At 66.9% G+C, this 15,626-nt stretch carries 18 protein-coding genes and 1 other RNA gene; 7 read left to right on the forward strand and 12 right to left on the reverse strand.

What is annotated here, in order from left to right; translation table 11 throughout:
- Nucleotides 1–63 precede the first annotated feature (63 nt).
- Entirely contained in the window at nt 64–1,287 is a 1,224-nt protein-coding gene (locus tag RZA67_RS02645; protein ID WP_317210981.1) for an acetylornithine transaminase, read from the forward strand.
- A 35-nt stretch (nt 1,288–1,322) separates the two neighbouring features.
- On the opposite strand, the gene RZA67_RS02650 is transcribed toward RZA67_RS02645, so the two are convergent.
- Nucleotides 1,323–1,934 carry an HAD-IA family hydrolase gene (locus RZA67_RS02650; RefSeq protein WP_317210982.1) on the reverse strand — a complete coding sequence of 204 codons (612 nt, stop codon included), beginning with the start codon at nt 1,932–1,934 and terminating at the stop codon, nt 1,323–1,325.
- A 118-nt stretch (nt 1,935–2,052) separates the two neighbouring features.
- On the opposite strand from RZA67_RS02650, the gene azu reads away from it, so the two are divergent.
- Nucleotides 2,053–2,490: an azurin gene (gene azu, locus RZA67_RS02655; protein ID WP_317213785.1), complete on the forward strand. Its 438-nt coding sequence runs from the start codon at nt 2,053–2,055 to the stop codon at nt 2,488–2,490.
- A 97-nt stretch (nt 2,491–2,587) separates the two neighbouring features.
- Here azu and hemL read toward each other — a convergent pair whose 3' ends face one another.
- Together hemL and thiE are read right to left on the reverse strand one after the other, a co-directional pair.
- Nucleotides 2,588–3,877 (reverse strand): glutamate-1-semialdehyde 2,1-aminomutase, encoded by a 1,290-nt coding sequence (gene hemL, locus RZA67_RS02660; protein ID WP_317210983.1) that lies wholly within the window; start codon nt 3,875–3,877, stop codon nt 2,588–2,590.
- Nucleotides 3,874–4,518 carry a thiamine phosphate synthase gene (gene thiE / locus RZA67_RS02665; protein ID WP_317210984.1) on the reverse strand — a complete coding sequence of 215 codons (645 nt, stop codon included), beginning with the start codon at nt 4,516–4,518 and terminating at the stop codon, nt 3,874–3,876. Before thiE ends, hemL begins: the two co-directional genes overlap by 4 nt.
- Nucleotides 4,519–4,553: 35 nt before the next feature.
- Between thiE and RZA67_RS02670 the strand changes: the two genes are divergently transcribed.
- Nucleotides 4,554–4,784: a rubredoxin gene (locus RZA67_RS02670; RefSeq protein WP_317210985.1), complete on the forward strand. Its 231-nt coding sequence runs from the start codon at nt 4,554–4,556 to the stop codon at nt 4,782–4,784.
- A gap of 63 nt (nt 4,785–4,847) precedes the next feature.
- On the opposite strand, the gene RZA67_RS02675 is transcribed toward RZA67_RS02670, so the two are convergent.
- The 8 genes from RZA67_RS02675 to RZA67_RS02710 form a co-directional block, all read right to left on the reverse strand.
- Complete coding sequence (locus RZA67_RS02675) at nt 4,848–5,693, reverse strand: SirB1 family protein (RefSeq protein WP_317210986.1); 846 nt, start codon at nt 5,691–5,693, stop codon at nt 4,848–4,850.
- A 73-nt stretch (nt 5,694–5,766) separates the two neighbouring features.
- Complete coding sequence (locus tag RZA67_RS02680) at nt 5,767–6,213, reverse strand: DUF192 domain-containing protein (protein WP_317213786.1); 447 nt, start codon at nt 6,211–6,213, stop codon at nt 5,767–5,769.
- Nucleotides 6,214–6,274: 61 nt separating this feature from the next.
- Nucleotides 6,275–6,922 carry a ribose-5-phosphate isomerase RpiA gene (gene rpiA, locus RZA67_RS02685; RefSeq protein ID WP_317210987.1) on the reverse strand — a complete coding sequence of 216 codons (648 nt, stop codon included), beginning with the start codon at nt 6,920–6,922 and terminating at the stop codon, nt 6,275–6,277.
- 20 nt (nt 6,923–6,942) lie between these two features.
- A complete protein-coding gene (locus RZA67_RS02690; RefSeq protein ID WP_317210989.1) occupies nt 6,943–7,422 on the reverse strand; it encodes an EVE domain-containing protein in 480 nt (159 codons plus the stop codon).
- Entirely contained in the window at nt 7,419–8,021 is a 603-nt protein-coding gene (locus tag RZA67_RS02695) for a 5-formyltetrahydrofolate cyclo-ligase (protein ID WP_317210990.1), read from the reverse strand. The genes RZA67_RS02690 and RZA67_RS02695 overlap by 4 nt, the downstream gene beginning before the upstream one ends.
- Before the next feature lie 95 nt (nt 8,022–8,116).
- A non-coding RNA gene (gene ssrS, locus RZA67_RS02700) (6S RNA) lies at nt 8,117–8,301 on the reverse strand.
- Between the two features lie 108 nt (nt 8,302–8,409).
- The gene (locus RZA67_RS02705; protein ID WP_317210991.1) at nt 8,410–8,706 is read right to left on the reverse strand and encodes a cell division protein ZapA; all 297 of its coding nucleotides are present in this window, start codon (nt 8,704–8,706) and stop codon (nt 8,410–8,412) included.
- The gene (locus tag RZA67_RS02710) at nt 8,703–8,924 is read right to left on the reverse strand and encodes a TIGR02449 family protein (RefSeq protein WP_317210992.1); all 222 of its coding nucleotides are present in this window, start codon (nt 8,922–8,924) and stop codon (nt 8,703–8,705) included. The genes RZA67_RS02705 and RZA67_RS02710 overlap by 4 nt, the downstream gene beginning before the upstream one ends.
- Before the next feature lie 141 nt (nt 8,925–9,065).
- Here RZA67_RS02710 and RZA67_RS02715 point away from each other — a divergent pair, with 141 nt between their 5' ends.
- Nucleotides 9,066–9,614, forward strand: coding sequence for a UPF0149 family protein (locus RZA67_RS02715; RefSeq protein WP_317210993.1), 549 nt, complete (start codon nt 9,066–9,068; stop codon nt 9,612–9,614).
- 5 nt (nt 9,615–9,619) lie between these two features.
- On the forward strand, nt 9,620–10,942 hold the full coding sequence (locus RZA67_RS02720; RefSeq protein WP_317213787.1) for an aminopeptidase P N-terminal domain-containing protein: 1,323 nt from the start codon (nt 9,620–9,622) through the stop codon (nt 10,940–10,942).
- 41 nt (nt 10,943–10,983) lie between these two features.
- Here RZA67_RS02720 and RZA67_RS02725 read toward each other — a convergent pair whose 3' ends face one another.
- Complete coding sequence (locus tag RZA67_RS02725) at nt 10,984–12,564, reverse strand: N-acetylmuramoyl-L-alanine amidase (RefSeq protein ID WP_317210994.1); 1,581 nt, start codon at nt 12,562–12,564, stop codon at nt 10,984–10,986.
- A 288-nt stretch (nt 12,565–12,852) separates the two neighbouring features.
- Here RZA67_RS02725 and RZA67_RS02730 point away from each other — a divergent pair, with 288 nt between their 5' ends.
- On the forward strand, nt 12,853–15,261 hold the full coding sequence (locus RZA67_RS02730) for a DUF1631 domain-containing protein (RefSeq protein WP_317210995.1): 2,409 nt from the start codon (nt 12,853–12,855) through the stop codon (nt 15,259–15,261).
- Entirely contained in the window at nt 15,258–15,623 is a 366-nt protein-coding gene (locus RZA67_RS02735; protein ID WP_317210996.1) for a PilZ domain-containing protein, read from the forward strand. The genes RZA67_RS02730 and RZA67_RS02735 overlap by 4 nt, the downstream gene beginning before the upstream one ends.
- Nucleotides 15,624–15,626 lie beyond the last annotated feature (3 nt).

Genomic DNA, 15,626 nt, shown 5'->3' on the forward strand with positions numbered 1-15,626 from the left:
GGTCGCATTGTGCCGCAGGGGCGGCGGGGCGAGAATGGGACCTTTCCCAAGCCGCAGACCGCCATGACCGCCGCCGACCCGCTGATTTCTCTGTCGCACTATTACCTGCCGGTGTACAAGCCGCGCCAGCTGGTGTTGGAGCGTGGCCAGGGCGCGCGCGTCTGGGACAGCCAGGGCCGCGAGTTCATCGACCTGGCCGCCGGCATCGCGGTGTGCGGACTGGGGCATAACGACCCCGATCTGAAGGCGGCGCTGCTGGAGCAGGCCGACAAGCTCTGGCACACCAGCAATGTGTTCTACAGCGCGCCGCCGCTGCACCTGGCCGAGGAGCTGGTGCAGGCCTCGCGCTTCGCCGAGCGGGTGTTCCTGTGCAACTCCGGTGCCGAGGCCAATGAGGTGGCCATCAAGCTGGTGCGCAAATGGGCGTCCAGCCAGGGTCGCAGCGCGGACCGCCGGGTCATCGTGACCTTCCGCGGCAGCTTCCACGGGCGCACGCTGGGCACGGTCACCGCGACCGCCCAGCCCAAGTACCAGGAAGGCTACGAACCCCTGCCGCAGGGCTTCCGCTACGTTGACTTCAACGACGAGGTGCAGCTGGAGACTGCCATGGCCGCCGGCGACGTGGCCGCCGTGATGCTCGAGCCGGTACAGGGCGAGGGCGGGGTGATGCCGGCCAAGCCGGGCTTCCTGCAGCGTGTGCGCGAACTGTGTGACCAGCACCAGGCGTTGCTGGTGCTGGATGAGATCCAGACCGGCATGGGCCGTACCGGTACGCTGTTTGCCCACTGGCAGGACAACGTCACCCCGGACATCGTCACCCTGGCCAAGGCGCTGGGCGGCGGTTTCCCGATCGGCGCGATGCTGGCCGGCCCAAAGGTGGCCGAGGCGATGCAGTTCGGGGCGCACGGCACCACCTTCGGCGGCAATCCGCTGGCTGCTGCGGTCGCCCGCGTTGCGCTGCGCAAGCTGGCCTCGGATGCGATCGGTCACAACGTCGGCCGGCAGTCGCAGGCGTTGCAGGCAGGGCTGCAGCAGATCGACGCCGAGTTCAATGTCTTCAGCCAGGTGCGCGGGCGTGGTCTGATGCTTGGCGCAGTGCTCAATGCCGACCATGCCGGTCAGGCCGGAGTGATGCTGGACCATGCCGCCGCGCAGGGTCTGCTGATCCTGCAGGCAGGGCCGGACGTGCTGCGCTTCGTGCCGGCACTGAACATCACCGATCAAGAGCTCGCCGAGGGTCTTACGCGGCTGCGTGCTGCCATCCAGTCGTACCTGGCTGGGCGCTGATCACACCGTGCCGGGCAGCGCCCGGCATCTGGCCATCACCACGCGTAGCGTTTGAGGACCTTGCCGAGGCTGCGGCCATCATGCACGGTTTCGGCATGCACGCCGGCCTGCCGCGCGCCGCGCACATGGGTGAAAAGATCGTCTACGAACAAGGTCTGGGAAGGTGTGCCCTGCAGCAGCTGCAGGGCCTGCAGGAATATTCTCGGCTCAGGCTTGCGGATACCCAGACGGCCGCTGCACAGGATGCGGCCGGCCAGTCGCGGCCACAGATCCGGCAGGTGATGGGCGATCACCTGCTCGATCAGCGCGCCGTTGTTGCTCAGCACCGCCAACGCCACCCGCTCCGGCAACGCCTGCAGCCGCTGCAGCACCGAATGCTGCGGGGTGCTGGCCCGTGTTCTGGCCTCCACCCACTGCGCGGCATCGATGCGGCACCCGACCGCGCGTGAGAGCGATGCCAGGTAGCCGGCCGTGTCCAGTGCCCCCTCGCTGTAGGCGCGGTCCAGTCCGTGGCTGGAGGCCAGCGCCTGCACACCCGATGGCGACAGGCACATGTTCGCTGCCAGATGCTGCACGTAGCGCGAGCGCTGCACGTGCAGCAGCACCCCGTCGGCATCGAGCAGCAGCAATGAAATGTTTGGCGCCATGTCCGCCAGCATGCCGCATGCAGCCGCCGGGGTGCGACAGCCGGTCGCAGCCGGGTGGCCGGTGCGCTTCCTACAATGGGGGCATCAATGAGAGGAGTGCGGACGCGTGCGCAAGGCAATGTGGACAGTGGGACTGGCAGGCGTGCTGATGGCGCCGGCGGCCATGGCGAAGGTCTGCGCGGTGAGCATCGACAGCACCGACCAGATGACCTTCAGCCGCAGCAGCATTGCCGTGGCGGCCGATTGCACCGAGGTCGAGCTGACCCTGCGCCACACCGGCCGCATGGCCGCCACCGCGATGGGCCACAACTGGGTGCTGACCCGCACGGCCGACTACCAGCCGGTGGCGATGCTGGGCATGCGCGGCACGCTGGCTGACAGTTACCTGCCGAAGAACGATACGCGCGTGCTCGCGCATACCCCGGTGATCGGGGGGGGCGAGAGCACCAAGGTGCGGTTCTCCACGCGCGGGCTGCAGAAGGGGGGAGCGTACACCTACTTCTGTTCGTTCCCCGGCCACTTCGCCATGATGAAAGGCCGCTTCACCTTCGGCTGAGCTGCAGCATGTGACGACCAACGGTCGTCACCCACCTGGATCACGAGGGCTCTGCCTGCCGCGGTAGGTGACGACCGTTGGTCGTCACTGCTTCCCCTCAGCCCTTCACCGCCTTGAACGCTACACGCGCCGCCGCCAGCGTCGCCTCGATCACCGCATCATCGTGCGCGCTGGAGATGAAGCCGGCCTCGTACGCCGACGGCGCCAGGAACACGCCCTGTTCCAGCATCGCGTGGAAAAAGCGGTTGAACGCCGGAATGTCGCACGCCGTCGCCTGCGCGTAGGTTTCCACCTTCCGGTCGGTGAAGAACAGACCGAACATCGCACCGACCTGGGTGGTGGTCACCGCCACCCCGGCCTCGGCAGCCGCGCTTTCCAATCCTGCGCACAGGCGTGCCGCGCGTGCCGACAGGTCAGCGTGGAAACCCGGCGCCTGCACCAGTTCCAGCATGGCCAGGCCAGCGGCCATCGCCACGGGATTGCCGCTGAGCGTACCGGCCTGGTAGATCGGCCCGGCCGGAGCGATCTGCTGCATCAGGTCGCGCCGCCCGCCATAGGCACCTACCGGCATGCCGCCGCCGATGATCTTGCCGAAGGTGGTCAGATCCGGGGTGATGCCGTACTGCGCCTGTGCGCCGCCCAGCGCCACGCGGAAACCGGTCATCACCTCGTCGAAGATCAGCACGGCACCGTGCGCGGTGCACAGCGCACGCAGATGCTGCAGATACCCGTCGCGCGGCGGGATGCAGTTGGCATTGCCGACCACCGGCTCGATGATCAGGCCGGCGATGTCCTCGCCCTGTTCCTCGAACAGCGCAGAGGCCGCTTCGAAATCGTTGTAGGGCAGGGTGAGGGTAAGCTCGCTCAGTCCCGCCGGAACGCCGGGGGAGGTCGGCACGCCCAGGGTCAGCATGCCGCTGCCGGCCTTGACCAGGAACGAGTCGCCATGGCCGTGGTAACAGCCTTCAAACTTGACGATACGGTTGCGTCCGGTGGCGCCGCGTGCCAGGCGGATGGCCGACAGCGTGGCCTCGGTGCCCGAGTTGACCATCCGCACCATCTCGCACGAGGGGACCAGCCGGGTGATGGTCTCGGCCATGGCGACCTCGGCGGCGCAGGGCGCACCAAAGGAGAGGCCGTTGTCGATGGCCTTCTTGACCGCCTGGCGCACGGCACTGTGGTTGTGACCGACGATCATCGGACCCCACGAGCCGACGTAGTCGATGTAGCGGTTGCCATCGACGTCGAACAGGTAGGCACCGTCGGCCCGCTCGACGAAGAACGGTTCGCCGCCGACCGACTTGAAGGCGCGTACCGGCGAGTTGACGCCGCCGGGCAGCAGCTGCTGGGCGCGTGAGAACAGGGCGTGGGACTGATCGTGGTTCATGAGGCTTCCTGGTGGGGCCGGAACGGGGCGAGAAAGGCGCGCAGGGCGGCAACCGGGTCGGCGGCGGCATAGATGCCACTGACCACGGCGACCAGGTCGGCGCCGGCATCGATGACGGGTTCGACATTGTCCGGGCTCAGGCCGCCGATGGCCACCCGCGGCACGCCCAGTGCGGCGCTTTGCCGCAGCAGGTCGGGATGGGCGCGGCTGGAGGTGACCTTGGTGGTGGTCGGAAAGAACGCCCCGAACGCCACGTAGCTGGCGCCGTCGGCGACGGCACGTTCGGCATTGGCCAGCTGGTCATAACAGGACGCACCGATGATGGCCTGCGGCCCCAGCAGTGCGCGCGCGCTGGGGACATCGCCGTCGGTACCGCCGAGATGAACGCCGGCCGCGCCGATGGCATGCGCCAGCGCAGCGTCGTCATTGACGATCAGCGGTACCTCGTGCACGGCACACAGTGCGAGCAGCGCTTCGGCCTGTTCCCGGCGCAGGCTGTCGCTGGCGCGCTTGTTGCGGTACTGCAGCCAGGTCGCACCGGCGGCCAGCAGCGGCGCGGTGCGCGCCAGCAGCTGCGCGGTATCGGGTTCGTCGGGGGTAATCAGGTACACGCCACGTGGGCGCTGGGCAACTGAGAGCATGGCGGTCTACCAGTGGAAGCGGCCAGGGTGGGACAATGGCCGGGAGAAGCAATGATGGTGATTATCCGATGAGCAATACCGACGCGACTACATTCAAGCGCTGGATGTGCCTGATATGTGGCTTCATCTATGACGAGGCCGAAGGCCTTCCCGAGGAAGGCATCGCTGCGGGCACGCGCTGGGCGGACATCAGCGACGACTGGACCTGCCCGGACTGCGGCATGGGCAAGGATGATTTCGAGATGATCGAGATCGACGACGCGTAACGCGCCGTTGCATGGTGCCGCAGCTGCCGGCGATGCCGGTCAGCCCGGTGCGCGGTACGCAGGTCAATGCAGGCGCACGCGTGGGCCACCCAGATCCACCAGTTTTTCGCGCAGCTGCTGCGCATCGTCGGCGTCCGGGTTGCGGGTGAGGTAACGGCCGAGGTCACGGCGCGCGCCGCTGAGGTAATCCAGCGCGAGGTAGGCCAGCCCGCGGTCGCGCAGTGCATCGTCCTGCTCGGGTGCCAGCTTCAGCAGCCGGTCCGCACTGCGCGCGGCCCGGTCCCATTGCTGGGCCTGCGCATACACGCCATGCAGGTTGCGCAGCATGCGCATCAGGATGGCGCGGCTGGGCGCCGGGTCCAGAATCTGCGCCAGCACCTGGTCATCGGGCAGCTGCCCGCCGAGGTGAGGGCTGGCCCGTTCGCGCAGTTCATCCACGCCCAGCGGACGGCCGCCGTTGAACGGGTCCATGACCAGCACGCCGTCATCGACCGGCAGACGCACCAGGAAATGTCCGGGGAACGAAACGCCATCCAGCGCAATGCCAAGCCGGCGGGCAACCTCGATCTGTACCAGCGCCAGCGAAATGGGGTTGCCGAGGCGCCGCTCGAAGACCTGGTTGAGGTAGCTGTTGCGCGGGTCGTAATACTCGTCGTGGTCGCCGCTGTAGCCCAGCTCGTCGAACAGGTGGCGGTTGACGGCGGCCATCTTCAGCGGGGTCGCGTCGATGGTGTCGACCTCGGCGCGCAGATGCTCGACATGGGCCTGCACCGTAGCGTCGTACTGCTGCGGATCCAGCCCGGGATACTCGTCGCGGGCGATCAGCAGCGCGGTCGACAGCAGCGGCAGCGACTCATCATCGAGTTCGGCCAGGGTCTCCCACTCGGGCAATGTGATCCGGTCCTGCATGGCTACAGACTGGAGGCAAAGCGCGGCGGTTTCAAGCCGCGCGGCGTGAACACCGCGTGCGCGACGAGGGCCTTCACTCCAGCGGGATGCCTGGGCCGAACTTCAGCTCGGTGCCGTCCTTGAGATTGATTTTCTCGGCCTGGCCGGCGTTGAGCTCCAGCACGTAGCGAGCAGGCGCGCTGCTGGGATACGGCGGACAGCGATCGCCCGCCGAGCACGGCGGCACGTCGCGCTGCTGGCTGACCAGACGGCGGGCATCGTCGAAGTACAGGATGTCCAGCGCCAGGCGGGTATTCTTCATCCAGTACGCCTGCATTTCCTGACGATCGTGGATGAACAGCATGCCGTGGTCGGCGGGCATGCTGTCGCGGAACATCAGGCCGCGCGCCCGGGTGGCGTCATCCTGGGCCAGTTCCACCTTGTAGCGGTTGCCGTCCAGTTCCACCCAGTGGCGGGCCGGGTCGCTGGCACAGCCGGCCAGGGCCAGCAGCGGCAGCACCAGCAGGGCAAGTGAACGCATCTTCATGGGTTTTCCTTTGCGCAGGGCAGGAAGGCCGGCTGCGGGCGCCGGCCAGCAGAGGTCAGAGCACACGCGGCGGCTCGCCGCCAACGATCACCACATCGGCACGGCGGCGGGCGAACAGGCCGACGCACACCACGCCCGGCAGCTGGTTGAGCTCGCGCTCCAGCTTTTCCGGGTCGGTGATCTGCAGGTGGTGGATGTCCAGGATCTGGTTGCCATTATCGGTGATCACACCTTCGCGCCAGGCCGGCTGGCCGCCGGTCATGTCGCGGATCTGCCGGGCCACCAGGCTGCGGGCCATCGGGATGACTTCCACCGGCAGCGGGAACTGGCCCAGCACCGGTACCTGCTTGCTCGGGTCGACGATGCAGATGAAGCGCTCGCTGGCTTCGGCGATGATCTTCTCGCGCGTCAGCGCGGCACCGCCGCCCTTGATCAGGCACTTGCCCGGATCGCATTCGTCAGCGCCATCGACGTACAGCGACAGGGTGCCGGTATGGTTGAGCTCGAACACCTCGATGCCGTGCTGCTTGAGTCGCGCGGTGCTCTGCTCGGAGCTGGAGACCGCACCCTTGATGCGGTGCTGGATGCGCGCCAGCGCATCGATGAAGTAGGCAACGGTGGAACCGGTGCCGACGCCGACGATCATGCCATCTTCAACATACTCGATGGCTTTCTCGGCGGCCAGGCGCTTGGCTTCGGACATGATGGGGTCTCAGGCGGGGATCAGGATTGTTTTTCCAGCGACAGCAGCAGCTTCCACTGCGCGGCGGTAACCGGGAACACCGAAAGACGGTTGCCGTTGGCGGTGAGCGGAAAGCCCTCGCCCAGTTCGTCGCGGTGCTGCTTGATTTCCTCCAGCGCGATGACCTTGGCCAGCTTGCGCTCGAAGGCGACGTCCACCAGCATCCAGCGCGGGTTCTCGCGCGTGCTTTTCGGGTCGTGATAGTCCGAGTCCGGGTCGAACTGGGTGTCGTCCGGATAGGCCGTGCTGGCGACGCGGGCGATGCCCACGATTCCCGGCACCTTGGTGTTGGAGTGGTAGAACAGGATGCCGTCGCCGACCTGCATGCCATCGCGCATGAAATTGCGCGCCTGGTAGTTGCGTACACCGTTCCACGGCTCAGTACCGACCCGTTGCAGGTCATCGATGGAAAAAGCGTCCGGTTCGGACTTCATCAGCCAATAGCGCTTGCGGGCGGTCATGCGTTCACCGGGGAAGGAAAGAGCGTGCTCGCATCAGTGCAGATGGCGTCGACCAGCACGTCCCAGCCGGCCAGCGGCACGGCCGGGACCTGCTGCACCGCGAAGGCGGCGCCCACCAGCCACGGCGGCGCGGGGCGCCCGTGACGGAATGCGAAGCTGCGATCATACCAGCCGCCCCCCATGCCCAAGCGTCCGCCGGTGGCATCGAAGCCCACCAGCGGCGTGACCACCAGTGCCATCTGCTCCGGCGGCAGCGCATCGGCACTGTCCATGTCCGGCTCGGGAATGCCGAAGCGGTTCTGGCGCAGACCCTGGCCGGGCTGCCACGGCGCGAAGCGCAGACTGTCGCCATGCAGCATCGGCAGGCAGTACTGCACCGTGGCTGGCAGCTGCAGCTGCCAACGGTGCAGGGCGATCTCACCATCGCTGGCCCAGTACCCGGCAACATGCCCGCGTGTCGGCGCGAAGGGCAGGGCGAGCAGGTTGTCGGCCAGTGCCTCGGCCGCGGCGATGCGCGCCGGTGCGGGCAGGGCACGTCGGCGCTCGCGCAGGGTGGTGCGCAGCTGCGTACGGAGCGGGTCGATCGGAGTGTCGGTCATGGCAAGCCCGGGCGGAAAACCCGGCTATTGTGCCGTGCCTCGGCGCGCGAAAAAACGAAGGCGGCGTCCGGGGACGCCGCCTTCGTGGAATGATTGCATTCTCCGCAATGACGATGCATGCGAAACGACCTTGAACCCGAGGTTCAAGTGGGTACGCTGGGGAACCATCGGGCTTCCCGCTGCAAGGCGGACTTGCACTCCCGGTTCCGTCGCGCACCCGGTGTCGTTATTAAGGGACAAGGCGAATGTTTGCACACGCCGTCGTACACCGCAGAGAACGCAGGGTCATTATAGCCCTGTCGAGCGCCGCGACCAGCCCTTGAGGTGACCATTCGTCGGCAACATTGCATCCCAATTCAGCATGAAAACGATGGCGTCGTGCAATTGCTCAGGTACCGTCAATCGCACGGTCCAGCCGTCGGTTGAGGTCGGCCAGCGTCTGCTGCAGCGCGGCTGCCTGTCGCGCCTGCTCATCGCGCAGCAGCTGCAGCTCATGGGCCAGGTTGAGCGCGGCCAGTACGGCGACCCGGTCCACTGCGGCCATGCGGTTGCTGCCGCGGATCTCGCGCATCTTTGCGTCGAGCACGCGCGAGGCGGCCATCAGGCTGTCGCGCTCGTCGCTGCCCACGCCCACCGTGTATTCGCGGTCCAGAATGCGGACACTGACCGGTTCGTTCTGGCTCATGTGTGCTGCTCCAGCGATTTGAGCCGGGTGATCATCGCCTCCACCCGCGAGCGCGCCTGCTCGTTCTTGGCCAGCAGGGTCGAGCGCTCACCGATCAGCTGCTCCTGCTGCTGGCGCAGGCTGCGGTTCTCCTCGGTCAGGCGCTGGTTGCGCTCGAGCAGGGCTTCCACCCTGGCGGCGAAGGCCTGTAACGGGTCCAGGGTGGGTATCGGGTCCATGCGGGCAAGAGTGTCAAGGCCGCAGGTGGCGGTCAAGCACCGGTGCGGGTAGCTGCCGGACGCGGTCGCACGCTCTAGACTAGGGCACTGGCGACGCGGGGCGCATGCCCGGCGTCGCATCCACTTACAACGAGCACCACGATGACCGAACTCCCCTCTGTTGACGACGTTTCCCGCGCCAGCCAGGCCCTGGGCCTGGGTGCCACCGCCGCCGAACTGCATGGTGGTCTGTGCGGCTGGCTGGCTGCCGGTGGCGCGCCGGGCAAGGACTGGCCCGCGCGCGTGCTGGCCGACGATGCGCTGCCGCCGCTGGCCGATGACAACGTGCTGGCCGAGCTGCTGGAGGTCACGGTCAAGCAGCTGGAAGACCGTGATTTTGGTTTCGAACTGCTGCTGACCGATGGCGCCGACGTCCAGGCTCAGGCCGATGCGCTGTTCAGCTGGGCGCGCTCGTTCCTGGGCGGCTTCGGTCTGGGCGCCGGTGGGCGCCGGCCGACCCTGACCGAAGAGGGCGAAGAGGCGCTGAAGGACATGGCCAGCCTGGCCAGTGCCTCCAGCGAAGACTTCGACAGTGACGGTGAGGACGATGAAGAAGCGCTGGCCGAGATCGAAGAGTTCATCCGCGTGGCCGTGCTGCTGCTGCACGGCGACTGCGTGATGGCTGCACGCCACCGCCAGCGCCTGAACTGATGGACATCCAGCAGCGCACCGGCATTACGGCCGGCGAATATGCGGACCGGCGACGCCAGTTGATGGAGGCTGCCGGTGATGACGCGATCCTGGTGCTGCCGGCGGCCTCGGAGAAGGTGCGCAGCCTGGATACCCATTATCCGTACCGGCAGGACTCGGATTTCTGGTATCTGACCGGTTTTGCCGAGCCTGAAGCCGTGCTGGTGCTGATTCCCGGCCGGCGCCATGGCGAGGCGATTCTGTTCTGCCGTGAGCGTGACCCCGACCGGGAGGCCTGGGACGGGGCGCGTGCCGGCCAGGAGGGCGCCGTGCGCGACCACGGCATGGACGACGCTTACCCGATCACTGATCTGGACGATATTCTGCCCGGCCTGCTGGAAGGACGCTCGCGGGTCTATTACCACTTTGGGCGCGACGCCGAGTTCGATCTGAAGCTGATCGGCTGGGTCAACCGTGTGCGCGCGCAGGTGCGCCATGGCGCACAGCCGCCGCACGAGTTCCTCGAGCTGGGCCATCTGTTGCACGAGCAGCGCCTGTTCAAATCGCCGGCGGAAATCGCACTGATGGAGACCGCAGCGCGCATCAGCATGCAGGCGCATCGCGCGGCGATGCGTGCTGCAAAGCCGGGCCTGCATGAGTACGAGCTGCAGGCCGAGCTGGAGCGTGTGTTCCGCGCCAACGATGGGTGCGCTGCGTACGCCAGCATCGTCGGTGCCGGTCGAAACGGTTGCATCCTGCATTACCGTGACAACAACGCCCGCTCGCACGACGGTGAACTGGTACTCATCGATGCCGGTGCCGAGTACCGCGGCTACGCCAGCGACATCACCCGCACGTTCCCGGTCGGCGGCCGCTTCAGCGCTGCCCAGCGTGCCCTGCACGATCTGGTCGGCGCCGCGCAGGCTGCCGCGTTGGCACAGGCGCGCCCGGGTGTGCCTTACGAGGCCGGGCATCTGGCTGCGGTGCAGACGCTGACCGAGGGCCTGCTGCAGCTTGGCCTGCTCAAGGGCAGCGTGGAGCAGAACATCGCCGAGCGGCACTACCAGCGGTTCTACCGGCACAAGACCGGGCATTGGCTGGGACTGGATGTGCACGACGTCGGTGATTACCGCGTCGCCGGCGAGTCACGGCTGCTGGAGCCGGGCATGGTGTTCACCATCGAACCGGGTCTGTACATCAATGCCGACGACACGACGGTGGACGCGCGCTGGCGCGGCATCGGCATCCGTACCGAGGACGACGTGCTGATCACCGGCGACGGCCATCGCGTGCTGACCGCGGGCCTGGCGCGCAGCGCTGAGGAGATCGAAGCGGAAATGGCAGGCTGACGCAGAGGCCGGCGCCGACCGGGCACCGGCTCTGCTGCTTTTCAGCGTCTGCGGGCAAGGCCCCGCCACGGGCCGGGACCTTCGGCGCCGCCAGGCATGCACTTCACTTTGTGGTGATACAACGGCGCCGACCCTCCCGAGAAGTCCATCAGTTTTGTTTCCACGTCGAGCACCAGCGGTTCCTTGAGGTCCGGGATCGGACAGGAGATATCCAGCGTGACTGGCCCGTCCTTGGGACCACCGCCATTGAAGCCGCGGCAAGGCGCGTTGGCAGGGCAGTTCTTGATCGAGGAAATCACCTGGATCATCGACAAGGGAATACCTTCATACTCGACCTTGATCTGCTGGTGTTCGCCGTAGAGTGCTTCGACGTCAGGAATATGCAGGATCTTCATCTTTTTGCAGCCCATGCCCTGCGTATACAGGTACCAGCCCTTGGCGATGCCTGCAGTCGCCCCTTCCTGGAACACGGCATCCTGCAGCGCGCGGGCGTCGTCAGGGTTGGTGTGGAAACCAAGTTCGACGATGACCGAGGGCATGTCTGCGAGCTTGTTCTCGCCGAGGTCCATTCTTGGTGTTGGATTTGCGGGAACTATCCAATCCTTGTAAGCACTTCTGATATGGATGTATTCGTCCATGTAGCACAGGATGTTGCGGGCAAGGTTTTCATCTCTGCTCCTGCCAGCGTGATACAAAACCCCTGTTCCTCTGGTGCGCGTGTCGATGTGCGCGTTGGTGTGCAGGTGAATCGTCGTATCGGCTTTGACTTCATTGGCATATAGAGGCCTGCTGCGGATGTCTTCATTGCGCTCCCTGAGGGGGCTTGCTGATCCAGGAAGCGAATGCCATATGTCAGGTCTGTTAGGGAGCGCTCTTTTCAGCCAATAGCGTGTTGCCAGTCGCCACCATGGCTGGCCACTGGGCGTGTGGATGTCTGTGCTGTGGCCTCGAGGTTCGAAGACCTGTGCGCGGTAAGAATCGCGAAGCATCTTTTCCAGCCTGCGCGAGTATTCAGTGGTTATCTCATCTTCAAGAATTCCGTTGCTCGGATCGCGCTGTGCACGCCAGTCCTTGAAGTTGTAATGGTAGTACCATCCATGTCCGCCAAACACTGCGACACTTGAGTTCGCTGACGAGGATGAGCGGAGGCTTGCCCTGGCGTAGTCCTCAGGAAAGTAGTAGCTCAAGGGGCGGCCTTCCACCAGAGTGTCCCAGCCATTGAGTTCGATTGCCGGTGCGGCGGTCGAGACGATGGCGCTGCCGACATAGGACACGATGTCCTCGAACGCTGCTCCCGTCCCGTCGGCAAGATAGTCCTTGGACAGCAGCAGGGTCATTTTCTTTTCGATCGGATCAATCTTGACCTTGATCGGCCCATGCATCTTCTGGCCATCGATCAGAGGCATCGTCTCCACGATCCGCTGCGCTTCATTGCTGAGTATTTCCTCCAGCATGGCCCAGCCTGCATCGGTGGTGGGTGTTGCGCTGATCACGGGGGCTGTCGCGGTGGATGACGACCGGGATGATCCGGCCATGGCCGGAGCCATGCAGGCCAGGCAAACCAGGAGCAAGGCGGGTAGCAGGCGACGGCACCGGCAGCGGCGCGCGGTTCGATTCGACATGGGGTGGACTATCTCGATATGCCTTGATGGCGGGTGCCGCGCACGCTATGCAGCATGGAGGTGCCTGTGTATGGGGAATCCTGCAGATGTCGCACCGCAAAGGAAGAATCAATCAGGTCGGCCTCAAGGATGAGGCGACGTCTCTAAAGAACCAGAATAGAAGTGTCGCCTGGGCTCCGGCCCTCATCGCAGCGCCAGGTCAGAACGCCGCTGATGCGGCGCAGCTGGCGCTGATGGCGTCAACAGGCTAGATTCGCCGCCATACAGGGGAACTGGACGTCCACCCACATGCCTGCCTTGGCCCCACCGCTGCCCGGCGACAGCGCCCGCTTTGCCAGCGTGCCGGCGCCACCGCGTGTCCGCCAGCTGCTCACCCGCCTCCACGGTCTGGTGCAGCAGTCGCTGGCAGGTCCGCTGACGCTGACCGTGGTCGAGCTGGAGCGCGAGCTGCTGCGGCAGGCCGAGACGGCGCGCAACAGCCAGGTGCAGGCCGATCTGCTGGCCCAGGCACGGCAGCTGCATCCATTCGCTGACAGCTTTGGTGCGCGTTTTCTTGACCTGCATGCCGACGCGCTGGGCCACGTGGTGGACCCGCCGCTGTCTGTCCCTGCCGCCGAGGTGGCAGCGCCGCGACCGCCACCGCCCACGCTGACCCTGGTGGCTGACACCGATATCGACCGTGACATCGTGCTGGCCGAGATCATCCGCCGCGAGTCGCTGCGCTCCAGTAACAGCCTGCAGCTGCTTGGCCAACGGCTGGCCGTGCTGGGCGCCCGGCCGGCCCTGGAGCTGGAGGAGAATCCTTTCGGCCCGGTGCAGCTGTGCGCCATCGTGCGCCGCATCGGCGAACAGGCCGGGCTGGAGCTGGCCGCGCAGCTGGCGTTGTTCGCCAGCTTCCAGCGCCAGGTGCTGGAGCGCCTCGGCGAGCTGATCGAGCGGGCCAACGTGCTGCTCGACCACGAGGGTGTACTGCCAGGGCTGGTGTACACGCCCTACCTGGCCCGCGAGGCCACGACGCGGCGGATCGTCACCCAGCCGGGGCGCGCACCTGCAGCGCGCCGTGCGGTGGCGGCGCCGGTGATGCAATGGAATGGTGGCGCGCCCGCCTCCTGGGCCGCGCTGATGCATGAAGCGCTGGCCCCGCCAGCCCAGGCGGTGGTGGAAGGCCCGGCAACGTTGTCTGCGTCGTTGCCGCCGCCCCTGCCGTCGCCGGATCTGACCGCGCCGGCGATGACGGCGCTGCACCAGCTGCTTGCGCAGGCGCGCGTACCGGCAGGGGCAGGGCAGACCGCGACCCTGTCCGCGCGGGCGGGCGCCGCGGCGCCGGGCGCGGGTTTCCCCACCCCGAACGTGGTGCAGGCCGCCGCGCCGCCTGCCGCGCAGGCGGTGGCCAGTGCGCGCGTGGATGCGATCCTGGCGCAGCTGCAGGCCCGTGTCGCCCACGGTGCCGTGCCGCGCAGCATCAGCGACGTGCAGGACGCCGTGCTGGCCCAGCTGCGTGCCGAGCAGGGCGCGCAGGCTGCGCTGACGGTCAAGGACAACGACACACTGGACCTGCTCAGCCTGCTGTTCGAGCAGATCCAGCAGCAGATGCGCACGCACGCGCCCGAGCAGGATCTGGTCGGGCGGCTGCAGGTACCACTGGCGCGTGCTGCGCTGGCCGATCCGGGCTTCTTCGTGCGCGACCAGCATCCGGCGCGCGAGCTGCTCAACGCTGTCGCCGAAGCTGGAGCGGCCTGGCTTGAGGCCGACGACCTTGATCCGCAGCTGATGCAGAAACTCGGCCGCACCGTCGATACGGTGGTGGCCAACTTCAGCGATGATCCGCAGGTCTTTGCCAGCGCCCACGAGGAGGTACAGCAGCATTTCCGCGCCGCGGCGCACAAGGCCGAGCTGGCCGAGCGCCGCCATGTGGAAGCGGCGCGCGGCCGCGAGCGGTTGGAGGTGGCGCGGCAGCTGGCCAGCGATCAGATCGCCCGGTGCTGCGCGCGGACGCCGCCGCCGCGCTTCGTGCAGACGCTGCTGCGCCAGGCATGGGCCGACGTCCTCACCCTGACCCAGCTGCGCCACGGCAATGACGCGCCGGAGTGGGAGCAGCGGCTGGCAGAAACCTGCCGTATCGCCGAGGTCACCGCGATGCCGACGGGGCAGGGCCATGCGGCAGACGCCGCGCTTGCCGGGCAGATCAACGCTGCCCTGCTGCAGATCGGCTATCACGCTGATGAGGCGCAGGCGATTTCGCGACGGCTCTCGACACCGGGCGGCGAGGACGACGGCAGCTCGCGCACGGAGTTGACGGCGCGGCTGAAGGCACGCGCCCGCCTGGGCGAACAGACCGAGGCGCCGGGCCCGCGTCAGCCGGCTCCGCTGGCGCGCAGCGCTGTCGAGGAGGACTGCTACCGGCAGCTGCGCAGCCTGCCGTTCGGCAGCTGGTTCGAGTTCACCACCAACCAGCAGGGCGACCAGCACCGACAACGCCTTTCCTGGTACAGCCAAGTCACCGATCACGCCCTGTTCGTCAATGCGCGCGGGCAGAAGGTGGCCGAGTACACATTGGACACGCTGGCCCGCTTGATGGCGCAAGGGCAGTCACGAGTGGTCACCGAGGACAAGGGGCGGCTGATCGACCGCGCCTGGCAGGCGACCCTGCGCACCTTGCGCACACTGGCCGGCGATGACGCGGGAGAACGCGCATGACCAGCAGCGACCAGAGCCCGGCCGACACGCGTCGCGCACCCCGCCGCAGCGTTGCCGAGCTGGTGCCGGTCACTGACCTGATGAGCGGGCAGGTGGTTGGTCGTCTCGGCAACATCTCCGAAACCGGCATGCTGCTGCTGGCGTCCATGCCGCTGCGCGAGGACGCGCTGTACCAGCTGCAGTTTCCGCTGCCGATGGCGGGCGGCGTGCAGCAGGTCATCGACATCGGCGCCCATCTGCTGTGGAGTGAGCCCGCACATGTGCCAGGGCAGGCGTGGAGCGGGTTGCGCTTTCTCACCGTCAGCCGCGCACACCGCCACGCGCTGCGCGCATGGATCGAGCAGGATACTTCGGCAGAGTGAGCG

The organism is Stenotrophomonas sp. C3(2023), assembly GCF_032911385.1.
Lineage (GTDB): Bacteria > Pseudomonadota > Gammaproteobacteria > Xanthomonadales > Xanthomonadaceae > Stenotrophomonas.

Bases quoted from the DNA above. Each gene is read 5' to 3' on its own strand.
- rpiA (WP_317210987.1), bottom strand. From the start codon at position 6,922: ATGTCCGAAGCCAAGCGCCTGGCCGCCGAGAAAGCCATCGAGTATGTT.
- RZA67_RS02645 (WP_317210981.1), top strand. From the start codon at position 64: ATGACCGCCGCCGACCCGCTGATTTCTCTGTCGCACTATTACCTGCCG.
- RZA67_RS02695 (WP_317210990.1), bottom strand. From the start codon at position 8,021: ATGACCGACACTCCGATCGACCCGCTCCGTACGCAGCTGCGCACCACC.
- thiE (WP_317210984.1), bottom strand. From the start codon at position 4,518: ATGCTCTCAGTTGCCCAGCGCCCACGTGGCGTGTACCTGATTACCCCC.
- azu (WP_317213785.1), top strand. From the start codon at position 2,053: ATGTGGACAGTGGGACTGGCAGGCGTGCTGATGGCGCCGGCGGCCATG.
- RZA67_RS02705 (WP_317210991.1), bottom strand. From the start codon at position 8,706: ATGAGCCAGAACGAACCGGTCAGTGTCCGCATTCTGGACCGCGAATAC.
- RZA67_RS02675 (WP_317210986.1), bottom strand. From the start codon at position 5,693: ATGCAGGACCGGATCACATTGCCCGAGTGGGAGACCCTGGCCGAACTC.
- RZA67_RS02725 (WP_317210994.1), bottom strand. From the start codon at position 12,564: ATGTCGAATCGAACCGCGCGCCGCTGCCGGTGCCGTCGCCTGCTACCC.
- RZA67_RS02680 (WP_317213786.1), bottom strand. From the start codon at position 6,213: ATGCGTTCACTTGCCCTGCTGGTGCTGCCGCTGCTGGCCCTGGCCGGC.
- RZA67_RS02710 (WP_317210992.1), bottom strand. From the start codon at position 8,924: ATGGACCCGATACCCACCCTGGACCCGTTACAGGCCTTCGCCGCCAGG.
- hemL (WP_317210983.1), bottom strand. From the start codon at position 3,877: ATGAACCACGATCAGTCCCACGCCCTGTTCTCACGCGCCCAGCAGCTG.
- RZA67_RS02670 (WP_317210985.1), top strand. From the start codon at position 4,554: ATGGCCGGGAGAAGCAATGATGGTGATTATCCGATGAGCAATACCGAC.
- RZA67_RS02650 (WP_317210982.1), bottom strand. From the start codon at position 1,934: ATGGCGCCAAACATTTCATTGCTGCTGCTCGATGCCGACGGGGTGCTG.
- RZA67_RS02715 (WP_317210993.1), top strand. From the start codon at position 9,066: ATGACCGAACTCCCCTCTGTTGACGACGTTTCCCGCGCCAGCCAGGCC.
- RZA67_RS02730 (WP_317210995.1), top strand. From the start codon at position 12,853: ATGCCTGCCTTGGCCCCACCGCTGCCCGGCGACAGCGCCCGCTTTGCC.
- RZA67_RS02735 (WP_317210996.1), top strand. From the start codon at position 15,258: ATGACCAGCAGCGACCAGAGCCCGGCCGACACGCGTCGCGCACCCCGC.
- RZA67_RS02690 (WP_317210989.1), bottom strand. From the start codon at position 7,422: ATGACCGCCCGCAAGCGCTATTGGCTGATGAAGTCCGAACCGGACGCT.